This is a genomic window from Nocardiopsis ganjiahuensis DSM 45031 (genome assembly GCF_000341085.1).
GTDB lineage: Bacteria > Actinomycetota > Actinomycetes > Streptosporangiales > Streptosporangiaceae > Nocardiopsis > Nocardiopsis ganjiahuensis.
Map to the genome: position 1 here is coordinate 472,983 of NZ_ANBA01000009.1, position 18,262 is coordinate 491,244.

The 18,262-nt window shown below is 67.3% G+C and carries 16 protein-coding genes and 1 tRNA gene; 7 read left to right on the forward strand and 10 right to left on the reverse strand.

The features are described 5' to 3' along the window. Nucleotides 1-76 precede the first annotated feature (76 nt). Nucleotides 77-1,333 carry an ABC transporter substrate-binding protein gene (locus tag D458_RS0113175; protein WP_040702379.1) on the forward strand — a complete coding sequence of 419 codons (1,257 nt, stop codon included), beginning with the start codon at nucleotides 77-79 and terminating at the stop codon, nucleotides 1,331-1,333. Nucleotides 1,334-1,666: 333 nt separating this feature from the next. Continuing rightward, nucleotides 1,667-2,908, forward strand: coding sequence for an ABC transporter substrate-binding protein (locus D458_RS0113180; RefSeq protein WP_017587222.1), 1,242 nt, complete (start codon nucleotides 1,667-1,669; stop codon nucleotides 2,906-2,908). Between the two features lie 108 nt (nucleotides 2,909-3,016). On the opposite strand, the gene D458_RS0113185 is transcribed toward D458_RS0113180, so the two are convergent. The 5 genes from D458_RS0113185 to D458_RS0113205 all read right to left on the reverse strand — a co-directional run bounded on the left by D458_RS0113185 (nucleotide 3,017) and on the right by D458_RS0113205 (nucleotide 8,204). Further along, complete coding sequence (locus tag D458_RS0113185; protein WP_017587223.1) at nucleotides 3,017-3,877, reverse strand: ABC transporter ATP-binding protein; 861 nt, start codon at nucleotides 3,875-3,877, stop codon at nucleotides 3,017-3,019. Beyond that, nucleotides 3,870-4,751, reverse strand: a complete 882-nt coding sequence (locus tag D458_RS0113190; protein WP_026119266.1) for an ABC transporter ATP-binding protein — start codon at nucleotides 4,749-4,751, stop codon at nucleotides 3,870-3,872. Before D458_RS0113190 ends, D458_RS0113185 begins: the two co-directional genes overlap by 8 nt. Next, the gene (locus D458_RS0113195; RefSeq protein WP_026119267.1) at nucleotides 4,741-5,733 is read right to left on the reverse strand and encodes a branched-chain amino acid ABC transporter permease; all 993 of its coding nucleotides are present in this window, start codon (nucleotides 5,731-5,733) and stop codon (nucleotides 4,741-4,743) included. Before D458_RS0113195 ends, D458_RS0113190 begins: the two co-directional genes overlap by 11 nt. Before the next feature lie 12 nt (nucleotides 5,734-5,745). Next, nucleotides 5,746-7,305 carry a branched-chain amino acid ABC transporter permease gene (locus D458_RS0113200; protein ID WP_017587226.1) on the reverse strand — a complete coding sequence of 520 codons (1,560 nt, stop codon included), beginning with the start codon at nucleotides 7,303-7,305 and terminating at the stop codon, nucleotides 5,746-5,748. A 335-nt stretch (nucleotides 7,306-7,640) separates the two neighbouring features. Beyond that, the gene (locus D458_RS0113205; protein ID WP_017587227.1) at nucleotides 7,641-8,204 is read right to left on the reverse strand and encodes an ANTAR domain-containing response regulator; all 564 of its coding nucleotides are present in this window, start codon (nucleotides 8,202-8,204) and stop codon (nucleotides 7,641-7,643) included. 161 nt (nucleotides 8,205-8,365) lie between these two features. Here D458_RS0113205 and D458_RS0113210 point away from each other — a divergent pair. Then, a tRNA-Leu gene (locus D458_RS0113210) sits at nucleotides 8,366-8,441 on the forward strand. Nucleotides 8,442-8,535: 94 nt separating this feature from the next. Then, nucleotides 8,536-9,342: an LAGLIDADG family homing endonuclease gene (locus D458_RS0113215; protein WP_026119268.1), complete on the forward strand. Its 807-nt coding sequence runs from the start codon at nucleotides 8,536-8,538 to the stop codon at nucleotides 9,340-9,342. Between the two features lie 87 nt (nucleotides 9,343-9,429). On the opposite strand, the gene D458_RS0113220 is transcribed toward D458_RS0113215, so the two are convergent. The 4 genes from D458_RS0113220 to D458_RS0113235 form a co-directional block, all read right to left on the reverse strand. Then, complete coding sequence (locus D458_RS0113220; protein WP_026119269.1) at nucleotides 9,430-10,359, reverse strand: CPBP family intramembrane glutamic endopeptidase; 930 nt, start codon at nucleotides 10,357-10,359, stop codon at nucleotides 9,430-9,432. Nucleotides 10,360-10,397: 38 nt separating this feature from the next. After that, nucleotides 10,398-10,973, reverse strand: a complete 576-nt coding sequence (locus tag D458_RS0113225; RefSeq protein WP_017587230.1) for a DUF3887 domain-containing protein — start codon at nucleotides 10,971-10,973, stop codon at nucleotides 10,398-10,400. Nucleotides 10,974-11,120: 147 nt separating this feature from the next. Next, nucleotides 11,121-12,008, reverse strand: coding sequence for a serine hydrolase (locus D458_RS0113230; RefSeq protein ID WP_017587231.1), 888 nt, complete (start codon nucleotides 12,006-12,008; stop codon nucleotides 11,121-11,123). Then, entirely contained in the window at nucleotides 12,005-12,871 is an 867-nt protein-coding gene (locus tag D458_RS0113235; protein ID WP_017587232.1) for a LysR family transcriptional regulator, read from the reverse strand. The genes D458_RS0113230 and D458_RS0113235 overlap by 4 nt, the downstream gene beginning before the upstream one ends. Nucleotides 12,872-13,008: 137 nt before the next feature. Between D458_RS0113235 and bla (D458_RS0113240) the strand changes: the two genes are divergently transcribed. The 3 genes from bla (D458_RS0113240) to D458_RS0113250 all read left to right on the forward strand — a co-directional run bounded on the left by bla (D458_RS0113240) (nucleotide 13,009) and on the right by D458_RS0113250 (nucleotide 16,496). Then, a complete protein-coding gene (bla, locus tag D458_RS0113240; RefSeq protein ID WP_040702380.1) occupies nucleotides 13,009-13,905 on the forward strand; it encodes a class A beta-lactamase in 897 nt (298 codons plus the stop codon). 448 nt (nucleotides 13,906-14,353) lie between these two features. Next, on the forward strand, nucleotides 14,354-15,268 hold the full coding sequence (gene bla, locus D458_RS0113245; RefSeq protein WP_239647952.1) for a class A beta-lactamase: 915 nt from the start codon (nucleotides 14,354-14,356) through the stop codon (nucleotides 15,266-15,268). 256 nt (nucleotides 15,269-15,524) lie between these two features. After that, nucleotides 15,525-16,496: a DUF1266 domain-containing protein gene (locus tag D458_RS0113250; protein ID WP_026119272.1), complete on the forward strand. Its 972-nt coding sequence runs from the start codon at nucleotides 15,525-15,527 to the stop codon at nucleotides 16,494-16,496. A gap of 211 nt (nucleotides 16,497-16,707) precedes the next feature. Here D458_RS0113250 and pyk read toward each other — a convergent pair whose 3' ends face one another. After that, complete coding sequence (gene pyk, locus D458_RS0113255; RefSeq protein ID WP_026119273.1) at nucleotides 16,708-18,141, reverse strand: pyruvate kinase; 1,434 nt, start codon at nucleotides 18,139-18,141, stop codon at nucleotides 16,708-16,710. Nucleotides 18,142-18,262 lie beyond the last annotated feature (121 nt).

The following is an 18,262-nucleotide window of genomic DNA, read 5'->3' on the forward strand; positions in this document are numbered from 1 at the left end:
CATCACGGGCATCAGGACACACAGCACTATCGACACGGCTGCGCAGAACAGCCGGTTGAACGGAGTGACCACGATCATGGCAAGCAAGAAGCTCCTAGGCCTCACTGCCGCAACCGCGGCCCTCGTGCTAGGGCTCACGGCGTGTGGCAACGGAGACGGCGACAACGGCGGAGACGGCGGCAGCGGCGAGGCCGGCGAAGAGTTCAACTTCGGCATCCTCTACCCGCAGACCGGCGCCCTCGCCTTCCTCGGCCCGCCCCAGATCACCGCGGCCGAGTACGCGATCTCCGAGATCAACGCGGCCGGCGGCATCCTCGGCACCGAGGTCCCCGACATCACCCAGGGTGACGAGGCCGGCGACGCCGCCCAGGCCAACGAGGCCGCCAACGACCTCGTCTCGGCCGGCGTCAACGCCGTCATCGGCGCAGCCGCCTCCGGCATGACCCAGGCCACCTACGACACCATCACCGCCGCCGAGACCGTCCAGTGCTCCGGGTCCAACACGGCCCCCGACCTGACCGACATCGACGACGGCGGCTACTACTTCCGCACCGCGCCCAGCGACCTGATGTCCGGCCCGGTCATGGCCCGCAAGATGACCGACGACGGCCACTTCGACATCGCCATCGTCGCCCGCGCCGACGACTACGGCGACGGCTACCTCAAGGCCGTCGAAGCCGAGCTCGACGCCATCGGCGCCAACGTGGTCGCCACCGAGTCCTACGACCCGGACGCCACCAACTTCGACTCCGTGATCAACGGGATCACCAGCGAAGACCCCGACGCCATCGCGCTCATCTCCTTCGAGGAGGGCGCCCAGGTCATCGCCGAGTTCATCGAGGCCGGCGTCGAGGGCGACCAGCTCTACATCACCGACGGGCTCAACAACCCCGACCTCGGTGAGACCGTCAACGAGGACGACCCCGAGGTCGTCAACGGCATGACCGGTGTCGCCCCCGGGGCCGACAACCCCGACTTCAACGAGGGCCTGCGCGAGTTCGACCCCGAGCTCGACGTCTTCCAGTTCGCCCCGCAGGTCTTCGACTGCGTCACCGCGATCGCGCTGGCCGCCGAGTCCGCCGGGTCCGTGAACGCGGCCGACTACGTCGAGCACCTGCCCGAGATCAGCCGCCCCGAGGGCACCGAGTGCACCAGCTTCGAAGAGTGCCGTGACCTCCTCAGCGACGGCGAGGAGATCAACTTCCAGGGCACCAGCGGCAACATCGACTTCGACGACAACGGAGACCCCACCTCCGCCACCTTCGAGATCTTCCACTTCGGTGACGACGGCTACGAGACCCTCGGCTACGAGGAGTACTCCGCCGAAGAGTAACCGCGAACACCTCGTGACCGACCGGAGAACGCACGCTCCCCGGTAGGAGACACCGTCAGCGGCGCACACCGTTCACACCGGCCGGGGGTGCGGGGCACCAGCCCCGCACCCCCGGCCGTCTCCGTACCCCCGTGCAGGACCACCGCGAACACCCCGTCCCCCGGCACGGCCGCACCCCAGCGCGCCGTGCGTCGTCGTATACGAACGGCGTGACCGCGCCATGGCACGCACCACCTCGCCCGGTGTGGCAGCGGCCCCGGTCCCACCGCCCGCGCCACCCCACGGCCCCAGCACCCCGGCCGTACCCAGCCTCCCGAACGGACCACAACCACCATGTCAACCCACAAGGCCCTGGCCCTGTCCGCCGCAGCCCTCACCCTCAGCCTCACCCTCACCGCCTGCGGCAACGACCTCGACCTCGACTTCGGCAGCGACGACGACTCCGAGTTCACCTACGGGCTCCTCTACCCCCAGACCGGCAGCCTCGCCTTCCTCGCCCCGCCCCAGGTCGCCGCCGTCGAATACGCCATCTCCGAGATCAACGCCGCCGGCGGCATCCTCGGCACCGAGGTCCCCCCACCCGTCGAAGCCGACGAAGCAGGCGAATCCGGACAGGCCAACGAAGCCGCCAACAACCTCGTCGCCGACGACGTCAACGCCGTCATCGGCGCCGCCGCCTCCGCCATGACCCAAGCCACCTACGGCACCGTCACCGGCGCCCAGATCGTCCAGTGCTCCGGCTCCAGCACCTCACCCGACCTCACCCAGGTCGACGACAACGGCTACTTCTTCCGCACCGCCCCCAGCGACCTCCTCGCCGGCCCCGTCCTCGCCCAACAGATCCTCGACGACAACCACGCCGACATCGCCCTCATCGCCCGCGCCGACGACTACGGAAACGGCTACCTCAACGCCGTCGAAGCCGAACTCACCGCCCTGGGCGCCAACATCGTCCTCAGCGAGGCCTACGACCCCGACGCCACCAACTTCAGCGCCGTCATCAGCTCCGCCGTCGAAGCCGACGCCGACGCCGTCGCCCTCATCTCCTTCCAAGAGGGCACCCAGCTCATGGCCGCGCTCATCGAGAGCGGAATCGAAAGCCAGTTCTACATCACCGACGGCCTCAACGACCCCGACCTCGGCCAGGCCATCGGAGTCGCCTCACCCGACGCCATCACCGGCACCACCGGTGTCGCCCCCAGCGCCGACAACCCCGACTTCAACGACGGCCTGCGCCAGTTCGACCCCGACCTCGACGTCTTCCAGTTCGCCCCGCACATCTTCGACTGCGTCACCGCGATCGCCCTCGCCGCCGAATCCGCAGGGTCCATGAACCCCTCCGAATACGTCGACCACATCGCCGAGATCAGCCGCCCCGACGGCACCGAGTGCAACAGCTTCGAAGAGTGCCGGGACCTCCTCGGCCAAGGCCAGGACATCGACTACCAGGGCACCAGCGGCAACATCGACTTCGACGACAACGGAGACCCCACCTCCGCCACCTTCGAGATCTTCCACTTCGGACCCGACGGCTACGAGATCCTCGAATACATCGAGTACACCACCGGCGACTGACCCGGCCCCACAGCCCGGCCGGGCCACCCGGCCGGAGCACACAGCACAACCGGACCACACGAAGAGGGCGGGACCCGCAACGGGTCCCGCCCCCACAACTCCCCCGGATCAGCCCTTCGCGAGCGTCCCCAGGTACAACTCGATCACGTTCGGATCGTTCAACAGGTCCCGACCCGTACCCGTGTACGCGTTCCGGCCCTGGTCCAACACGTAACCGCGGTCACAGATCTGCAGACAACGCCGCGCGTTCTGCTCCACCATGACCACCGAGACACCGGTCGAGTTGACCTCCTTGACCCGCTGGAAGACCTCCTCCTGGTAGATCGGCGACAGACCCGCCGTCGGCTCGTCCAGCAGCAGCACCGACGGGTTCATCATCAGCGCCCGGCCCATGGCCACCATCTGGCGCTCACCACCCGACAGCGAACCCGCCTTCGCCCGGCGCCGGTCCGCCAGCAGCGGGAACAGCTCCGCCACCACACCGAACCGCTCCGAGAACGTCCGCGGCCGCAGGAAAGCCCCCATCTGGAGGTTCTCCTCGATCGTCAGCGACGGGAACACGTTCCGCGTCTGCGGGACGTAACCCACGCCCCGCTCCACCAACGAGTGCGCCGCCAACCCCGAGATACTCGAACCCCGCAGCGTCAGACCGCCCTCACGCACCGGAATCAACCCGAAGATCGTCTTGATCAGCGTCGACTTACCAGCACCGTTCGGACCGATGATCGCCACGACCTCACCCTCGGTGAGAGTCAGGGTGCACCCGTTCAGGATGTTCACCCCCGGCACGTAACCGGCCACGATGTCCTTGGCCAACAGCAGATAGTCCTCCGGACCACCCACCTCCAAGGACTCCGCCTCAGCCTGCTCCAGAAGCTCCTCACGGTGCTCCTGGACGGCCGCGGCCTCCTCCGCCTCCACCGGAATCTCCTCCGGGTCCGGGCGCAGGCTCCCGTTCTCCTCAGTCATCGCCACTCCCCTGGGCCTCGCCCTCGACCTCCTGGGCACCCAGGTAGGCGTCGATCACCTGCTGGTTGGACCGGATGTCCGAAGGCCGACCCTCCGCGATCACCTGACCCTGCGCCAACACCACGATCCAGTCACTGATCCCCATGATCACGTCCATGTCGTGCTCGACGAACAGGACCGTCTTGCCCTCGTCGCGCAACGACGTGATGTGGTGCAACAGCGACTGCACCAACGCCGGGTTCACACCCGCCATCGGCTCGTCCAGCATGATCATGCTCGGATCGGTCATCAGCGCACGAGCCATCTCCAACAGCTTGCGCTGACCACCCGACAACGAACCCGCCATGTCCTGGCGCTTGTCGATCAGCTTGAACCGCTCCAGCAGGTCCATCGCCTTGACCGTGTTCGCCTTCTCCTGACGACCCCACACCGGACGCAGGAACGCCCCGGCCATCCGCTCACCGACCTGACCCGGAGCACCCAACAACATGTTGTCGAGCACCGTCATCCGCGTCAGCGCCTTGGTCAGCTGGAAGGTCCGCACCATCCCGGCCCGCGCCACCTGGTGACCGCGGCGACCGTTGATCTGCTTGCCCTCGAACGACCACCGGCCGCCGTCGACCCGGTCGAAACCGGTCAGCAGATTGAACATCGTCGACTTGCCGGCACCGTTCGGACCGATCAGCGCCGTGATCGTCCCCCGCTGCACCTCCAGGTGCTTCACGTCCACAGCGGTCAGACCGCCGAACGAACGCCGCACACCGTCAGCGATCAGGATCGGATCCGACTTCACCGAACCCGGCTCCGGAACCGCCCCGGCCATCCGGTCGACCTCGACACCCGCCCCGGAGGCGTTCACCTCGTCACTTGACATTGATCAACATCTCCTTGCGGTCACCGATCAGACCCTGCGGCCGGAAGACGATCAGCAGCACCAGCATCACACCGACGAACGCCAACTGGATCGCACCGTAGTCCGGACCCGACAGGAACGGCAGGTAACCCTCAGCGCCCAACGCCCTCAGGAACTTGTCCGTGAAGTTCATCAGGAACCAGAACGCCATCGAACCGAGGATCGGACCGAACACACGGCCCGCCCCGCCCAGCAGCAGGATCACCCACAGGAAGAACGTCACCTGCGGCTTGAACTGGTCCGGCTGGATCGCACCCTGGTGCACCGCCATCATCGAACCCGCCAGGGCACCGATCAGACCGCCGAGAACCAGGATCTGCATCTTGTAGGCGAACACGTTCTTACCGAGGCTGCGCACCGCCTCCTCGTCCTCACGGATGCCCTTCACCACACGACCCCACGGGCTGTGCATCAGCAACCAGGTCAGCAGCGCCATCAGCGCCACCAGACCCCACGTCACCGTCATCAGCCACATGTGGTTGCCGCTGAACGAGAACGCGCCGAACCCGTAACGCTCACCCGGATCGAAGAACACGTTCCACGTACGGAACTCACCCGACAGGTTCTGGATGCCGTACACACCGTTGGTCAGCGGCTCCGCGAACCCGGCCCGGTACACCAGCCGCAGCACCTCGGCCGCCGCGATCGTCGTGATCGACAGATAGTCCGCACGCAACCTCAGCGTCGGAATACCCAACAGCAGCGCCAACACCACCGCACAGCCCAGGCCCACCAGGAACCCGACCAGCAGCGGCAACTCGAACACCGTGACACTGATGCCCACGCCGTAGGCGCCCACCAGCATGAAGCCGACCTGACCGAAGTTCAGCAACCCCGTGTAACCGAAGTGCAGGTTCAGCCCGATCGCGGCCAACGCGTAGATCGCGGCAACCGGCCCCACCGCGGATCGGGCGGCCTCGGCGAGGATCAAGAAAATATCCATCGTCTACCTCTCCTAGCCGACCCGCTCGCGCTGACCGAGCAGACCCTGGGGCCTGACCAGCAGCATGAGGATCATCAGGGCCAGAGCCCACGCTTGCATGAGCTGTGTGGGGAACCACAGGGTGGACAGCATCGCCACCAGACCGACGGTGATACCGCCGACCATCGCGCCGTAGGCCGTACCCAGGCCGCCCAGGATCACCGCGGCGAACATGAGCAGCAGAAGACGGAAGCCCATCTCGTAGTCCACGACCTGGTTCAGGCCGAAGAGCACACCGCCCAGGGACGCCAGGCCGCCACCGAGGAACCACACGTACAGCGTCACCCGGTCCACGTCGATACCCGACGACTCCGCCAGGTCCCGGTTGTCCGAGACCGCGCGCATCGCCTTGCCGATGCGGGTGAACTGCAGCAGGCACGCCACCAGCACCAGGACCACGATCGCGACCGCCATGATCACCAGGTCACGCGGCGGCATCGAGATCGGCCCGAAGTGCACCAGCTCCTGCACCTGGTAACCCGCGTAACGCGTCCGGCTCGCCCCGAAGAGCACCAGGATCACGTGCCGCACCACCAGCGCCAGACCGATCGAGACGATGAACATCTGGATCAGGGCCACGTTGCGCTTGCGCAGCGGCCGCCACAGGTAACGCTCCATCGTGCCGCCCAGGACGGCACCCATGACCACCGAGATGCCGGCCGCCGCCCACAGCGGCACCTGCCAGCCCAGGTCGTCACCCATCACGCCCAGCAGCGTCGCCAGGGCGATACCGCCGAAGACCGAGGCCCACTGCAGGATGATCAGCGTCGTCCGGTTGAGCTTGCCCTCCATGAAGGCGCCCAACAGGATCGCGATCCCCAGGCCCGCGAAGATCGCCAGCAGGGAGTTGCCCAGCCCCGCGGCGCCGGTACTGAACAGCAGCGCCATCATCGCGCCGAAGGTGACCATGTCACCGTGCGAGAAGTTGATGACCTGCGTCGTACCGAAGATCAGTGAGAGGCCGATCGCGGAGATCGCGATGACCAGGCCGAACAGGAGACCGGCCGCGGTGAGCTGCACGAAGCGCTCACCGAACCCTCCGCTGACACCCTCGACCGCGACGACCTCCTCGTCCGCGGCCGCGTCGTCGTCCTCCGTCGCCTCGTCGTCCGGCGAGGGAGAACTCTCGTCCTGCCCGGCCGATTCGCCGGGGTTCTCCAACGCGATGAGGACGCGCCGCTGCTCGTTGGCCTCGACCTCGACCTCGGCCACACCATCGACGACGAGTGTCGTCTCGCGTACGGCGAACTCGCTGGGGACGGACTCCTGGTCCAGTACTAGGCGGTAGCCACCCGGTTCGGGCAACTCCACTTCCCAAATTCCATCAGAGTCGGTTTCCACCGCATCGATCTCGTCCTCACCCTGGAAGACCGTGATCAGGATGCCTTCGACACCCTGGTCCCGATCGTCCGGCTGACCGATCTGACCGTGCAGCGACTCACCGCCCTGTTCGTCTGCCGTCGCCACTGCCCCAGGAATCACCAGGAATGCGGTGATCAGGGCGAGCAACACGGTCACGAGGCGTGTGCGCACGCGCGCTCCTTGCGCATCTGAGGTTGGCGCGACCCGGATGAGAGCATTCGGGTCCCGCTGTCCTTTAGCTGTTCGGTGGGGTGAGTTTAGCCCGGTTTAGGCTGGTCATTCAGCGATGCTTAAGCCACGTGACCCAACCGTCACCCCATTGTGCGCTACCGAGATCAAACCGGTACAAGATACGCGTTGACCCTGACCATGCGTCCAGCTTCCGACGCCCCAGGTGAACGATCTGTAGGTTTCCTCCGCCTCCCACCACCCGGGGCACACGAACAGGGGCCGCACCCGATCGGGTGCGGCCCCTGTTCAGCGCTTCTACGGCAGGTCGGTTAGGCCTACTGTCCGCCGAGCGTCTCGACGACCGTCTCGGCGACCTTGCGCATGGTCAGCCGACGGTCCATGGAGTTCTTCTGGATCCACCTGAACGCCTCGGGCTCACTCATCCCGTGGCGGCTCTGCAACAACCCCTTGGCCTGCTCGACGAGCTTGCGCGTCTCGAGCCGGTCCGTGAGGTTGCTGACCTCGGCCTCCAGCGCCGCCAGTTCGGCGTAGCGGGAGGTGGCCATCTCGATCGCCGGAACCAGGTCCGACTTACTGAAGGGCTTGACCAGGTAGGCCATGGCCCCGGCCTCGCGAGCCCGCTCGACCAACTCCCGCTGGGAGAAGGCCGTCAGGATCACGACCGGGGCGATGCGCTCCCCGGCGATGCGCTCGGCGGCGGAAAGGCCGTCGAGCACCGGCATCTTGATGTCGGTGATCACCAGGTCGGGCCTCAGCTCCTGGGCAAGCCGAATGGCGGCCTCACCATCGCCCGCCTCTCCGACGACGGCGTAGCCGTCCTCCTCGAGCATCTCCTTGAGATCCAGGCGGATCAGGGCCTCGTCTTCCGCGATCACCACACGGCTCTGCGTCCTCGTCACGTACACGAGGTTACAGAGATCAGCTAGTATGCTGACCGTCGGCCCCGGCAATGCAGGTCAATCGTGACTGCACTGTTGGCGGAGCGTCGCCGGACCGACAGTAGAAAAAACTTCAGAGAATGACTTGACAAAGTCGCCTAGCCCCGGTAGTCCAATCAGGCAGGAGACAATGGCTTCAAACTCCATACAGTGTGGGTTCGAGTCCCACCCGGGGCACTGAAACAGCCACTCGCCAAGCGCGAGTGGCTTTTTTGCTGCCCAGGGGCTACCTCGCCAGGAAATGTCATATGCGTGAGCGAACATACACCCTATGTACTCACCACATGTCAGGCGCGAAGCCACTTCCCTGATCGACTCTGGAATCTCCTTCACCGAAGTGAGCCGCCGGATGGGGATCAACCGGTCCACACTCCAGAGTTGGATGCGTGATCGTTCACTCGTGGACAAGTACCTGGGCACCGATCTCTGTCCCCGCTGCACACCCGTTTCCAGCCCACCCGAGCCGTTGGATGCCTACAGCTACCTGCTGGGCCTCTATCTCGGCGACGGATGCCTCACCCCGGCGGGAGACCCCAGGAAAGGGGTTTGGCGGCTCAGGGTGATGTGTTCGGACACCTGGCCGGGCCTCATCGAACTCTGCGCAGGCGCCATGGCGGCGATTCGCCCCGACCACAAGGTGTCCCGGGTTCCCTCCACCGGTTGCACCGAGGTACACGGCAACTGGAAGCACTGGCCCTGTTTGTTCCCCCAGCACGGCCCTGGCAAGAAGCACGACCGAACCATCGCCCTGGAGCCCTGGCAGCAGGCCATCGTCGAGAAGCACACCAAGGAGTTCGTACGGGGACTGGTGCACTCGGACGGCAGCCGGGTGCTCAACCGGATCAAGAGGAAGCTCCCGGGTGACGGCGAGCAGTACTACGAGTACCCGCGCTACCACTTCACCAATGTCTCCACCGACATCATCAGGCTGTTCACCGAAGCCTTAGACCGGTTGGAGATCCCCTGGAAAGTCCATACCAAGAAGCGAGGGAAGTCGTACAAGGACACGTACGTCGTGTCCGTGTCCCAGCGGGAAGCGGTAGCGCGCATGGACTCGTTCGTCGGACCGAAGTACTGAGGCGGGCCAGGCTCGTAGACCAGCGAGGACGGCTCTCATCCGGCGTTCGTGTCCGGTGGATGAGAGCCACGTCCTCCAGCACGGTCACTACTCGGGTTTCGGCTGCGGGCCGGCCGGGTGCTTCGCGGGAGAGAACTGTCCGGTGGCGATGAGGACAGCGACGAGGGCGAGCGGCAGGATCCACCCGCTCCAGCCGAGGATCGTCGCCTGCGTGGTGTCGACGTGCTCCCCCGCCCGGGCGAAGAGGAGGTAGCTTCCGCCCGCCCCGTTGAACGCGGCGTGGGCGAGGGCGGCGGGCCACACGGATCCCGACCGGAGCCGCAGCCAGCCGAAGAGCGCGCCGACCAGGATGCACATGACGACCATCGCGGTCAGGCCGAGCCAGCCGGGGGCGTCCGCGTAGTTGTATCCGAGGAGGATGAGCGGGGCGTGCCAGAGGCCCCAGATCACGCCCATGGCCAGGAGGGCGGGGAGTGTGCCGAGGGGCATGAGCTTGGGGAGCAGCCATCCCCGCCATCCCAGTTCCTCTCCCAGGGCCGGGATGAGGTTGATGAACGCGGCCAGGGGCAGGACGGCGAGCTGGAGGGCGATGAGCGCGCCGGTCGGGATCGGGATCTCGCCCGGTCCCGCGGTGCCCGCCTGTTCGTCGAGGACCTGTTGGAACGCGGAGAAGTTCGTGAAGTCGGCCGGGTAGACGCCGAGCAGTGCGCCGATCGGGAGGGCCGCCAGGACGAGGGCGATGGACCCGAAGATGCCCAGGGCGGCGTAGCCGATCAGTCTTCGGGCCGGTTTGAGCGGCCACAGTCCGAGGGTCCACGCCTTCTGTCGGGGCTTGTCCATGAGGAACACGACGACGAGTGCGGCGATGGCGGGGGTCGTCATCATGGCGACGGAGACGAGGGGGAAGAGGGGGCTGGTGAGTCCGTCGCCGAGCCAGAGGGGGAGGGCGACGAGCCAGGCGAGGGCGAACGCGAGGGCGGTGAACACGCCGATGGATCGCAGGTCGTGCCCGCTCATGCGGGGGTGGGTCGTGGGCGTGGTGCGGGTCTGGTGGGTCACGGCGTCTGCCTTTCGAGGATGTGCAGGCCGGCGATGGTGCGGTCGTCGCGGAAGGTGATGCGTGCGGTGTAGTCGCCCGCTTCGAAGGTGAGCGGTGTGTTGGTGACGGTCATGTCGCCGGCCCGGGCGGCCTCGGGTTCGCCGTGTCCTTCGTAGGCTCCGGCCAGGCCGATGATCTGGGCCCATGCGGCCGCTAGTGCGTCCTCGGGCAGGCCGTCGCGCATGGTCGGGTCGAACTGTTCGGTGACGCGTGCCCATTGGCCGGCGGCGAGGTCCTCGACGGTCGAGGCGGCCAGTTCGGTGGTGCCGGGGAGCGGGGTGGTGTTCATGGGTTCTCCTGTTCGGGGGTCGACCGGTTTGCCGTAGCGCTGGAACGCCGCCTGTCGGCTGACGCCGAGTGCGTCGCCGACGACCTGCCAGGTGGCGCCGTTGCGGCGTGCTTGTCGGACGACTGCGCGTACGACGTCGTCGGCTGCCGTCTGGATGCTGACGGCGTGTCCGATGGTGTGGGTCCAGTCGTGGTCCGTGGTGAGGACGCGTGAGGCGAGGAGTGCGTCGGTGTGGGTTTTCAACGCCCGAAGCGCATCCGTCAAGTTTTCTTGCACGTGTAAAGCATAGCTTTACAAGTGGTGTTCGCGCCAGCCCTGTTCCTGAACCGGAGGGGGTTCGTGGACCGCCGGGGCGGCGTGGACGCGGCGTTCGCGGGTGGTGCCGTCGTGTCAGTTGGCGCGGAGGTGGTCGCGGAGGGTGCGGGCCGTGCGGCCGATGAGGGCTTCGGCGGCGGGTTGGATGCGGGCGGGGACGGTTGAGGCGGTGAGGGCGGCGATGGCGTAGGCCTCGCCGCTCTTGTGTTCGACGACGCCGATTTCGTGGCGGAGGTTGAGGACGCTGCCGGTCTTGGAGGACCAGATGCTGGCGTCGGTGTCGAATTCGGGGGCGAGGCGGTGACGGACGACGTTGCGGGCCATGAGTTCGCGTAGGCGGGCGGCGACGTCGGGGTGGATGGTGGTGGGTTTCCAGAGGGCCTGGAGGAGGTCGACGTGGGCTCGGGCAGTGCCGGAGTTGGCCTGGGTGACGTCGAGTTGGGGGATTCGGTGGCCACGTCCCTCGGTCTGGGCCTGGATGGCGAGGGTGTGGGCGAGGTGGGTTTCGTGGGGGGCGAGGCGTTCGGCGGGGGTCTCGTTGAGGTCGCGGACGCGGTGGCGGACGGTGATGCCGTGGACGTGGTGTTGGTGGAGGGCTTGGGTGACGTGGGTGGGGGGTGTGAGGTCGAAGAGGGCGTCGGCGGCGACGTTGTCGCTGACGCAGGTGGCGAGGTAGAGGAGGTCGTCGATGGCGACGGTGGTGGGGTGGCGGTACTGGCCGAGGCCGACGGGGCCGATGGTGGGCCCGTCGGGCTTGATGTGGACGGGGGTGGCACCGGTGAGTTCGCCTTGGTGGAGGCGTTGGAGGGTGGCGAGGGCGAGGGGGATTTTGACGAGGGAGCTGGTGGCGTAGGGGGTGTCGGGTTCGATGCCGATTTCGTGGCCGGTGTTGAGGTCGCGGACGAGGAAGGAGGCCTGGAGGCCGGCGTTGTCGAGTTCGGTCTGGAGTCGTTGGGTGATCACGGGGTGGGTGCTCCGAGGCAGTGGGCGATGTGAGTGTGGAGGTGGGTGCGGAGGGTCTCGGCTTGTTCGCCGGTGGCGGTGTAGGTGCGGGCGGGTTGGATTTCGCCGATGGGGCGCCAGTGGAGGTTGAGGTCGTCTGCTTGGCGGGGTGAGCAGAGGAGGAGGTCGTGGGTGGTGAGGATTTCGGCGGTGGCGGTGGTGAGGGTGGTGGCGTGGGTGATCTGGGTGGGGTGGAGGCCGACGGTGTCGCCGGTGTGGGTGAGGGGGTCGCGGATGTGGGGTGTGTCGTCTTCGGGTTGGATCCAGAGGCGGCGGGGCGGGGTGGTGTCGTCGCGGTGGGGTCGGAGGGTTTCGAGGTAGTGGGTGTTGGCGTGGGGTGGGTGGTGGGTGGCGAGGCCCAGGGGGACGGTCCAGTGGGCCTGGTCGGGTGGGACGGCGGTGATGGCGGTGCGGACTTGTTGGGTGTGGAGGAGTTCGTCGCGTTGGGCGGGTGGTGCGGGGTGGGGGTCGAGGTGGAGTTCGTGTCGGCGGGCCTGTGCGGTGAGGTGGGCGAGGTCGTGGGTGGTGCAGGTGGTGGGGACGGCGAGGCGCAGGGGGGTGTGGCGGGCTTGGGCGGCGTCGTGTTCGAGGGTGTGGGCGAGGTGGACGAGGCGGCGTGCGGTGGGCAGGACGGTGTGGCCGAACTGGGTGAGGGTGGCTCGTCGTGTGGTGCGGTCGAAGAGGGGTGCGCCGAGGTGTTTCTCGAGGGCGGCGATGCGGCGGCTGGCGACGGGTTGGGGGATGCGTGCGGCGGCGGCGCCGAGGGTGAAGCTGCCGCGGTCGCTGACGTGGACGAAGGCTGCGCAGGCTCCTAGGAGGTCCATGTACTCATGTTATGCCGAATGTGCATGAGAGTGGTTGTTTCTGTCTTGGACAGTATGGATGGTGGGTGGTGAGACTGCGGGGGCGGGCCGGCTCCGGTTCGTCCTTTCGATTGTTGGGGGTTGTTGTGCGGGGTTCGGTGTGGCGCGGGTTCGTGGCTTCGGTGGCGTTGGTTCCGCTGGTGGGTTGTGGTGCGGCTGAGGCCGGTGGGGCTGCGGGGGCAGCACCGTCGCCGTCGGAGTCGGCTGCGGCGGTGGACTACGCGGCGGAGTTCGAGGCTCTGGAGGAGGAGTTCGACGCGCGGTTGGGTGTGTACGCGTTGGACACGGGGTCGGAGGCCGAGGTGGCTTTCCGAGCGGATGAGCGGTTCGGCTTCCTGTCGACGTTCAAGGCCTTGCTGGTGGGGGTGGTGTTGTCGGAGAACTCGTTGGAGGAGATGGATCGGGTGGTGGAGTACGGGGAGGAGGATCTGGTGGACCACTCCCCCGTGGTGGAGGAGAACCTCGGTTCGGGGATGTCGTTGATGGAGTTGAGTGATGCGACGGTGCGGTTCAGCGACAACGCGGCGGCGAACCTGTTGCTGGAGGAGATCGGGGGCCCGGAGGGGTTCGGGGAGTCCCTGGTGGAGCTGACCGGTGACGAGGTGACCAACCCGGTGCGGTGGGAGACGGAGTTGAACGATGTCGGTCCCGGTGATGATCGGGACACCAGTACGCCTGAGGCTCTAGTGGGGAGCCTGGAGGCGTTCACGTTGGGGGACGTGCTGCCGGAGGACCGCCGTGAGGTGTTGGTGGACCTGTTGGTGCGGAACACGACGGGGGACGAGCTGATTCGGGCCGGTGTGCCGGAGGGGTGGGTCGTGGGTGACAAGACCGGCGGCGGTGGCGGCATGCGCAATGACGTGGCCGTGGTGTGGCCGGAGGAGGGCGACCCGATCGTCATGGCGGTGTTGACGACCCGCAATGAGGAGGGGGTCGAGTTCGACAACGCGTTGATCGCGGAGGCCACCGAGGTGGTGGTGGAGGCGCTGGACTAGGCGCTTCCGGTCCGAGTTCCAGACTGTTGTGGCGGGGTTCTGGTCAGTCTTGGGCGGACTGGCCAGAACCTCTGCGGCTACTCGACCCTTTCGACCCCGCGTAGACCTCTTGTCACGTCGTGTAGGCGTAAGCGGGGTGAGCAGAGGAGGAGGTCGTGGGGGGAGGGTGGCGCGTCGCGTCGTGCGGCCGAAGAGGGGTGCGCCGAGGTGATTTTCGAGTGTGGCGATGCGGTGGCCGGCGATGGGTCGGGGATGCGCCGTGGGTGAAGCTGCCGCGGTCGCTGGCGTGGACGAAGGCTGTGCGGGCTCCTATGAGGTCCATGTACTCAGGTCATGCCGAGTCTGCATGAGAGTGGTTGTTTCTGTCTTGGACAGCATGGGATGCGGGTGGTGAGACTGCGGGGGCGGGCTGGTTGTGGCTCGTTCTCCTTTTCTTGTGGGGTTTGTTGTGCGTGTTTCTGTGAGCGGTGCGTGGTGGCGCGGATTCGTGGCGTCGGTGGCGCTGGTTCCGGTGGTGGGGTGTGGTCCGCAGGGGGCGGACGGTGGCGAGGCGGCGCGGTCGGAGTCGGCCGCGGTGGTGGACTACGCGGCGGAGTTCGAGGCTCTGGAGGAGGAGTACGGGTCTCAGTTGGGTGTGTACGCGTTGGACACGGGGTCGGGTGCGGAGGTGGCGTTCCAGGAGGGTGAGCGGTTCGCGTTCGCTTCGACGTTCAAGGCGTTGTTGGCGGGGGTGGTGTTGTCGGAGAACTCGTTGGAGGAGATGGAGCGGGTGGTGACGTTCGACGAGGGGGTGTTGGTGTCGCACTCCCCTGTGGTGGAGGAGAACCTGGATTCGGGGATGTCGTTGTTGGAGTTGTGTGATGCGACGGTGCGGTTCAGTGACAACGCGGCGGCGAATCTGTTGTTGGAGGAGATCGGTGGTCCGGAGGGGTTCACGGAGTCGTTGGGTGAGTTGACCGGTGATGACGTGACGATTCTGGAGCGGTACGAGGTGGAGATGAGTTCGGCGGTCCCGGGTGAGGTGCGGGACACGAGTACTCCGAAGGCGATGGCGGGGAGTCTGGAGGCGTTCGCTCTGGGGGATGTGCTGCCGGAGGACCGTCGTGAGGTGCTGGTGGATCTGATGGTGCGCAACGTGACGGGGGACGACCTGATCCGGGCGGGTGTGCCGGAGGGCTGGGTCGTGGGTGACAAGACCGGTAACGGCGGTTACGGGACGCGGAACGACATCGCGGTGCTGTGGCCGGAGGAGGGTGATCCGATCGTGCTGGCGGTGATGTCGAGTGTCGGTGTGGAGGACGCGGAGCACGATGACGCGTTGATCGCGGAGGCGACCGAGGTGGTGGTGGAGGCGCTGGACTAGGCGCTTCCGGGCGGTTGCGGCGGGGTTCTGGTCAGTCTGGGACAGACTGGCCAGAACCTCTGTAACTACCCGACCTTTTCGACCCCAAATAGGCCTTTTGTCACTTTATGTAGGCGCAAGCGGGCTGAACCGGTCACATCACGGCCACAACCTGAGTACAACCCGTGGGTTCGGTCGCTTGCGAGGTGCCGCGTCCCTGATCCTTGATGGCAGAAAGCCCTGTCAGGACGGGCTCGGTACGGAAGAGGGACGAGGGTTGTTGACCGCGGTGGCCGGGGTGATCGGCGCGCTGGTGATCGGGGCCTGGGTCGTGGTGGCCTGGGGGTCCCGGCGGCGGCAGCCGTGGCTGTGGACCCCTGTCGCCCTGCTGGCGGTGCTGCTGGTCGCCCTGGATCTTCCCTGGTGGTCGTTCCTGCCGATGGTGGCGTTGATGGTGGGTTCCTTCGCCGAACTGGTGGTGGGATCGCGTGAGTCGCCCGCGATCCGGACCAAGGACCCCGAGGCCCCGTTGAGCACGGAGCGGTGGGCCGCCGCGGTGGCGGCCCCGTTCCGGGTGGCCCTGGCCGAACCCTGGGACGTGGTGGCCCGGCCGAACCTGCGGCGGCGCTACCGGCGGATGCTGGAGCGCCAGTGGTCGGTGGTGGACCGGGAGTCGCTGTTGGCGGCGGTGGACCACCTGCTCACGGACCTGCACACGGGTCCGAGCCTGGACCTGGCGGTGGACCTGCGGGCGGGCACGGCCCGGTCGCGGCTGCCCTCGGAGCAGGGCGGCCGCGACACCGGTGAGACGGTGGAACTGTCTCCCGAGCAGGTGGAGCGGCTGCGTGCGGTCACGGGTGTGGCCGAGGGCGACGAGACGGTGATCATCGGCGCCTACCAGTGGTGGAAGTCGGTGCACGTCATCCGGCTGGTGTGCGGTGGGGCGTCCCTGGACTGGCTGAGCCCGGTGGAGACGCAGACCCTGCTCAGGCGGGTGGCGTCGGACCTCCAGCGCCGCTACTCGTCCTGGGGGCAGCTGTCCACGGCCTTCCACGCCGGTTACCTGCTGTGGCCCGACAAGGGTGTGGATGGCGACCAGGTGGAGGGCGACCGTCCGGACGCGGACCGGGTGTGGGTGGCCCTGGGCCTGCTGGACGAGGACGCCAGGAGCCCGTGGAACCTGTTGCCGTGGGACATGCCGTTGGAGCGGGTGACGTTCGAGGGCGGGGTCTCCTCCAACCAGGACTGAGGTCCGCCCCGGAAACCGCGGGAGGCGCCCCGGGACCGACAGGGTGGCCCCGGGAACGATGGCGCGCGCTCCCCCGGAACGAGGGTTCTCCGGAAACGACATCGGCCGCACCGGTTCGGCCCGGAGAGGTCGGCGCGGCTCAGTACGCCTTCCTCCGGGCCGGACCTGATGCGGCCCGTCGGCGGCGCCCGTCAGGGCGCCTGGTCACGCGTCAGCTGTTGCCGAGGGCGACGGCGTCGCCGAGTCGGTGGACGCGCAGGGAGTTGGTGGAACCGGTGGTTCCGGGCGGGCTGCCGGCGACGATGACGACCTTGTCACCCTTGTGGTAGTCGCCGAGCTGGAGCAGTTCGGTCTCGACCTGGCGGACCATGTCGTCGGTGTTGTCGACCCATGGCACCAGGTTGGTCTCGGCGCCCCAGGTCAGGGAGAGCCTGCCCCGGGTGCCGGCTTCGGTGGTGAAGGCCAGGAGCGGGATGGGTGAGCGGTAGCGGGCCAGGCGCCGGGCGGTCTCACCGGACATGGTGAAGGCGACCAGGGCCTTGGCTCCGACGGTGGCGCCGATCTCGGCGGCGGCGCGGGCGATGGCCCCGCCGGTCGTCTCGGGTACCCGGTTGAGGATGTGCGAGGCGCGCAGGGACTCCTGCTCGGCGGCGCTGACGATGCGTGCCATGGTCTCGACGGTCTCGATGGGGTACTTGCCGACGCTGGTCTCGCCGGAGAGCATGACGGCGTCGGCGCCGTCGAGGACGGCGTTGGCGACGTCGGAGGCCTCGGCGCGGGTGGGCCGGGGCGCGCTGATCATGGACTCGAGCATCTGTGTGGCGACGATGACCGGCTTGGCCTTGTCGCGACAGCGTTCCACGGCGCGCTTCTGCACCATGGGGACGTTCTCGAGGGGCAGTTCGACGCCGAGGTCGCCGCGGGCGACCATGACTCCGTCGAAGACCTCGATGATGTCCTGGAGGCGCTCGACCGCCTGGGGCTTCTCGATCTTGGCGATGAGGGGGACGGTGACGCCCTCCTCGTCCATGATGCGGTGGCACTCCTCGGCGTCCGCGGGACTGCGGACGAAGGAGAGGGCGACCATGTCGACGTTCTGTCGCAGGGCCCAGCGCAGGTCGTCCTCGTCCTTCTGGGTGAGGGCGGGGACGCTGACGGCGACTCCGGGGAGGTTGAGTCCCTTGTGGTTGGAGACGGTACCGCCGAAGATGGCCCGGGTGTGGACCTCGGTGCTGGTGGTCTTGGTGCATTCCAGCACGACGCGGCCGTCGTCGATGAGGACGCGGTCGCCGGGGCGGACGTCGCTGGGAAGCCCCTTGTAGGTGGTGGAGACGCGCGTGCTGTCGCCGGGCACGTCCTCGATGGTGATCGTGAACTCGTCTCCGGCTTCGAGTTCGACGGGTCCGTCCGGGAAGGTCCCGACGCGGATCTTGGGTCCTTGGAGGTCCGCGAGGACCCCCACTGCTCGGTTGGCGTCCTCAGCGGCCTGCCTGAGGTTGGCCAGGCTGGCGCTGTGGTCGTCGTGGGTTCCGTGGCTGAGGTTGAGTCGGGCGACGTCGAGGCCCGCGTCGACGAGTCGCCGGAGTGTCTCCAGGCTCGAGGTCGCGGGGCCAAGGGTCGCAACGATTTTTGCTCGACGTGTCACGAGTATCACTTTAGAGCGTCTGAGGGATGGAGTGGTCTAAACCAGGTTGCGAATACACGTATCTGAGGTGGAGTCGGGGCGAACGCGGTGACCCTGGGTGAGGGGTGTTGGATGTGGGGCG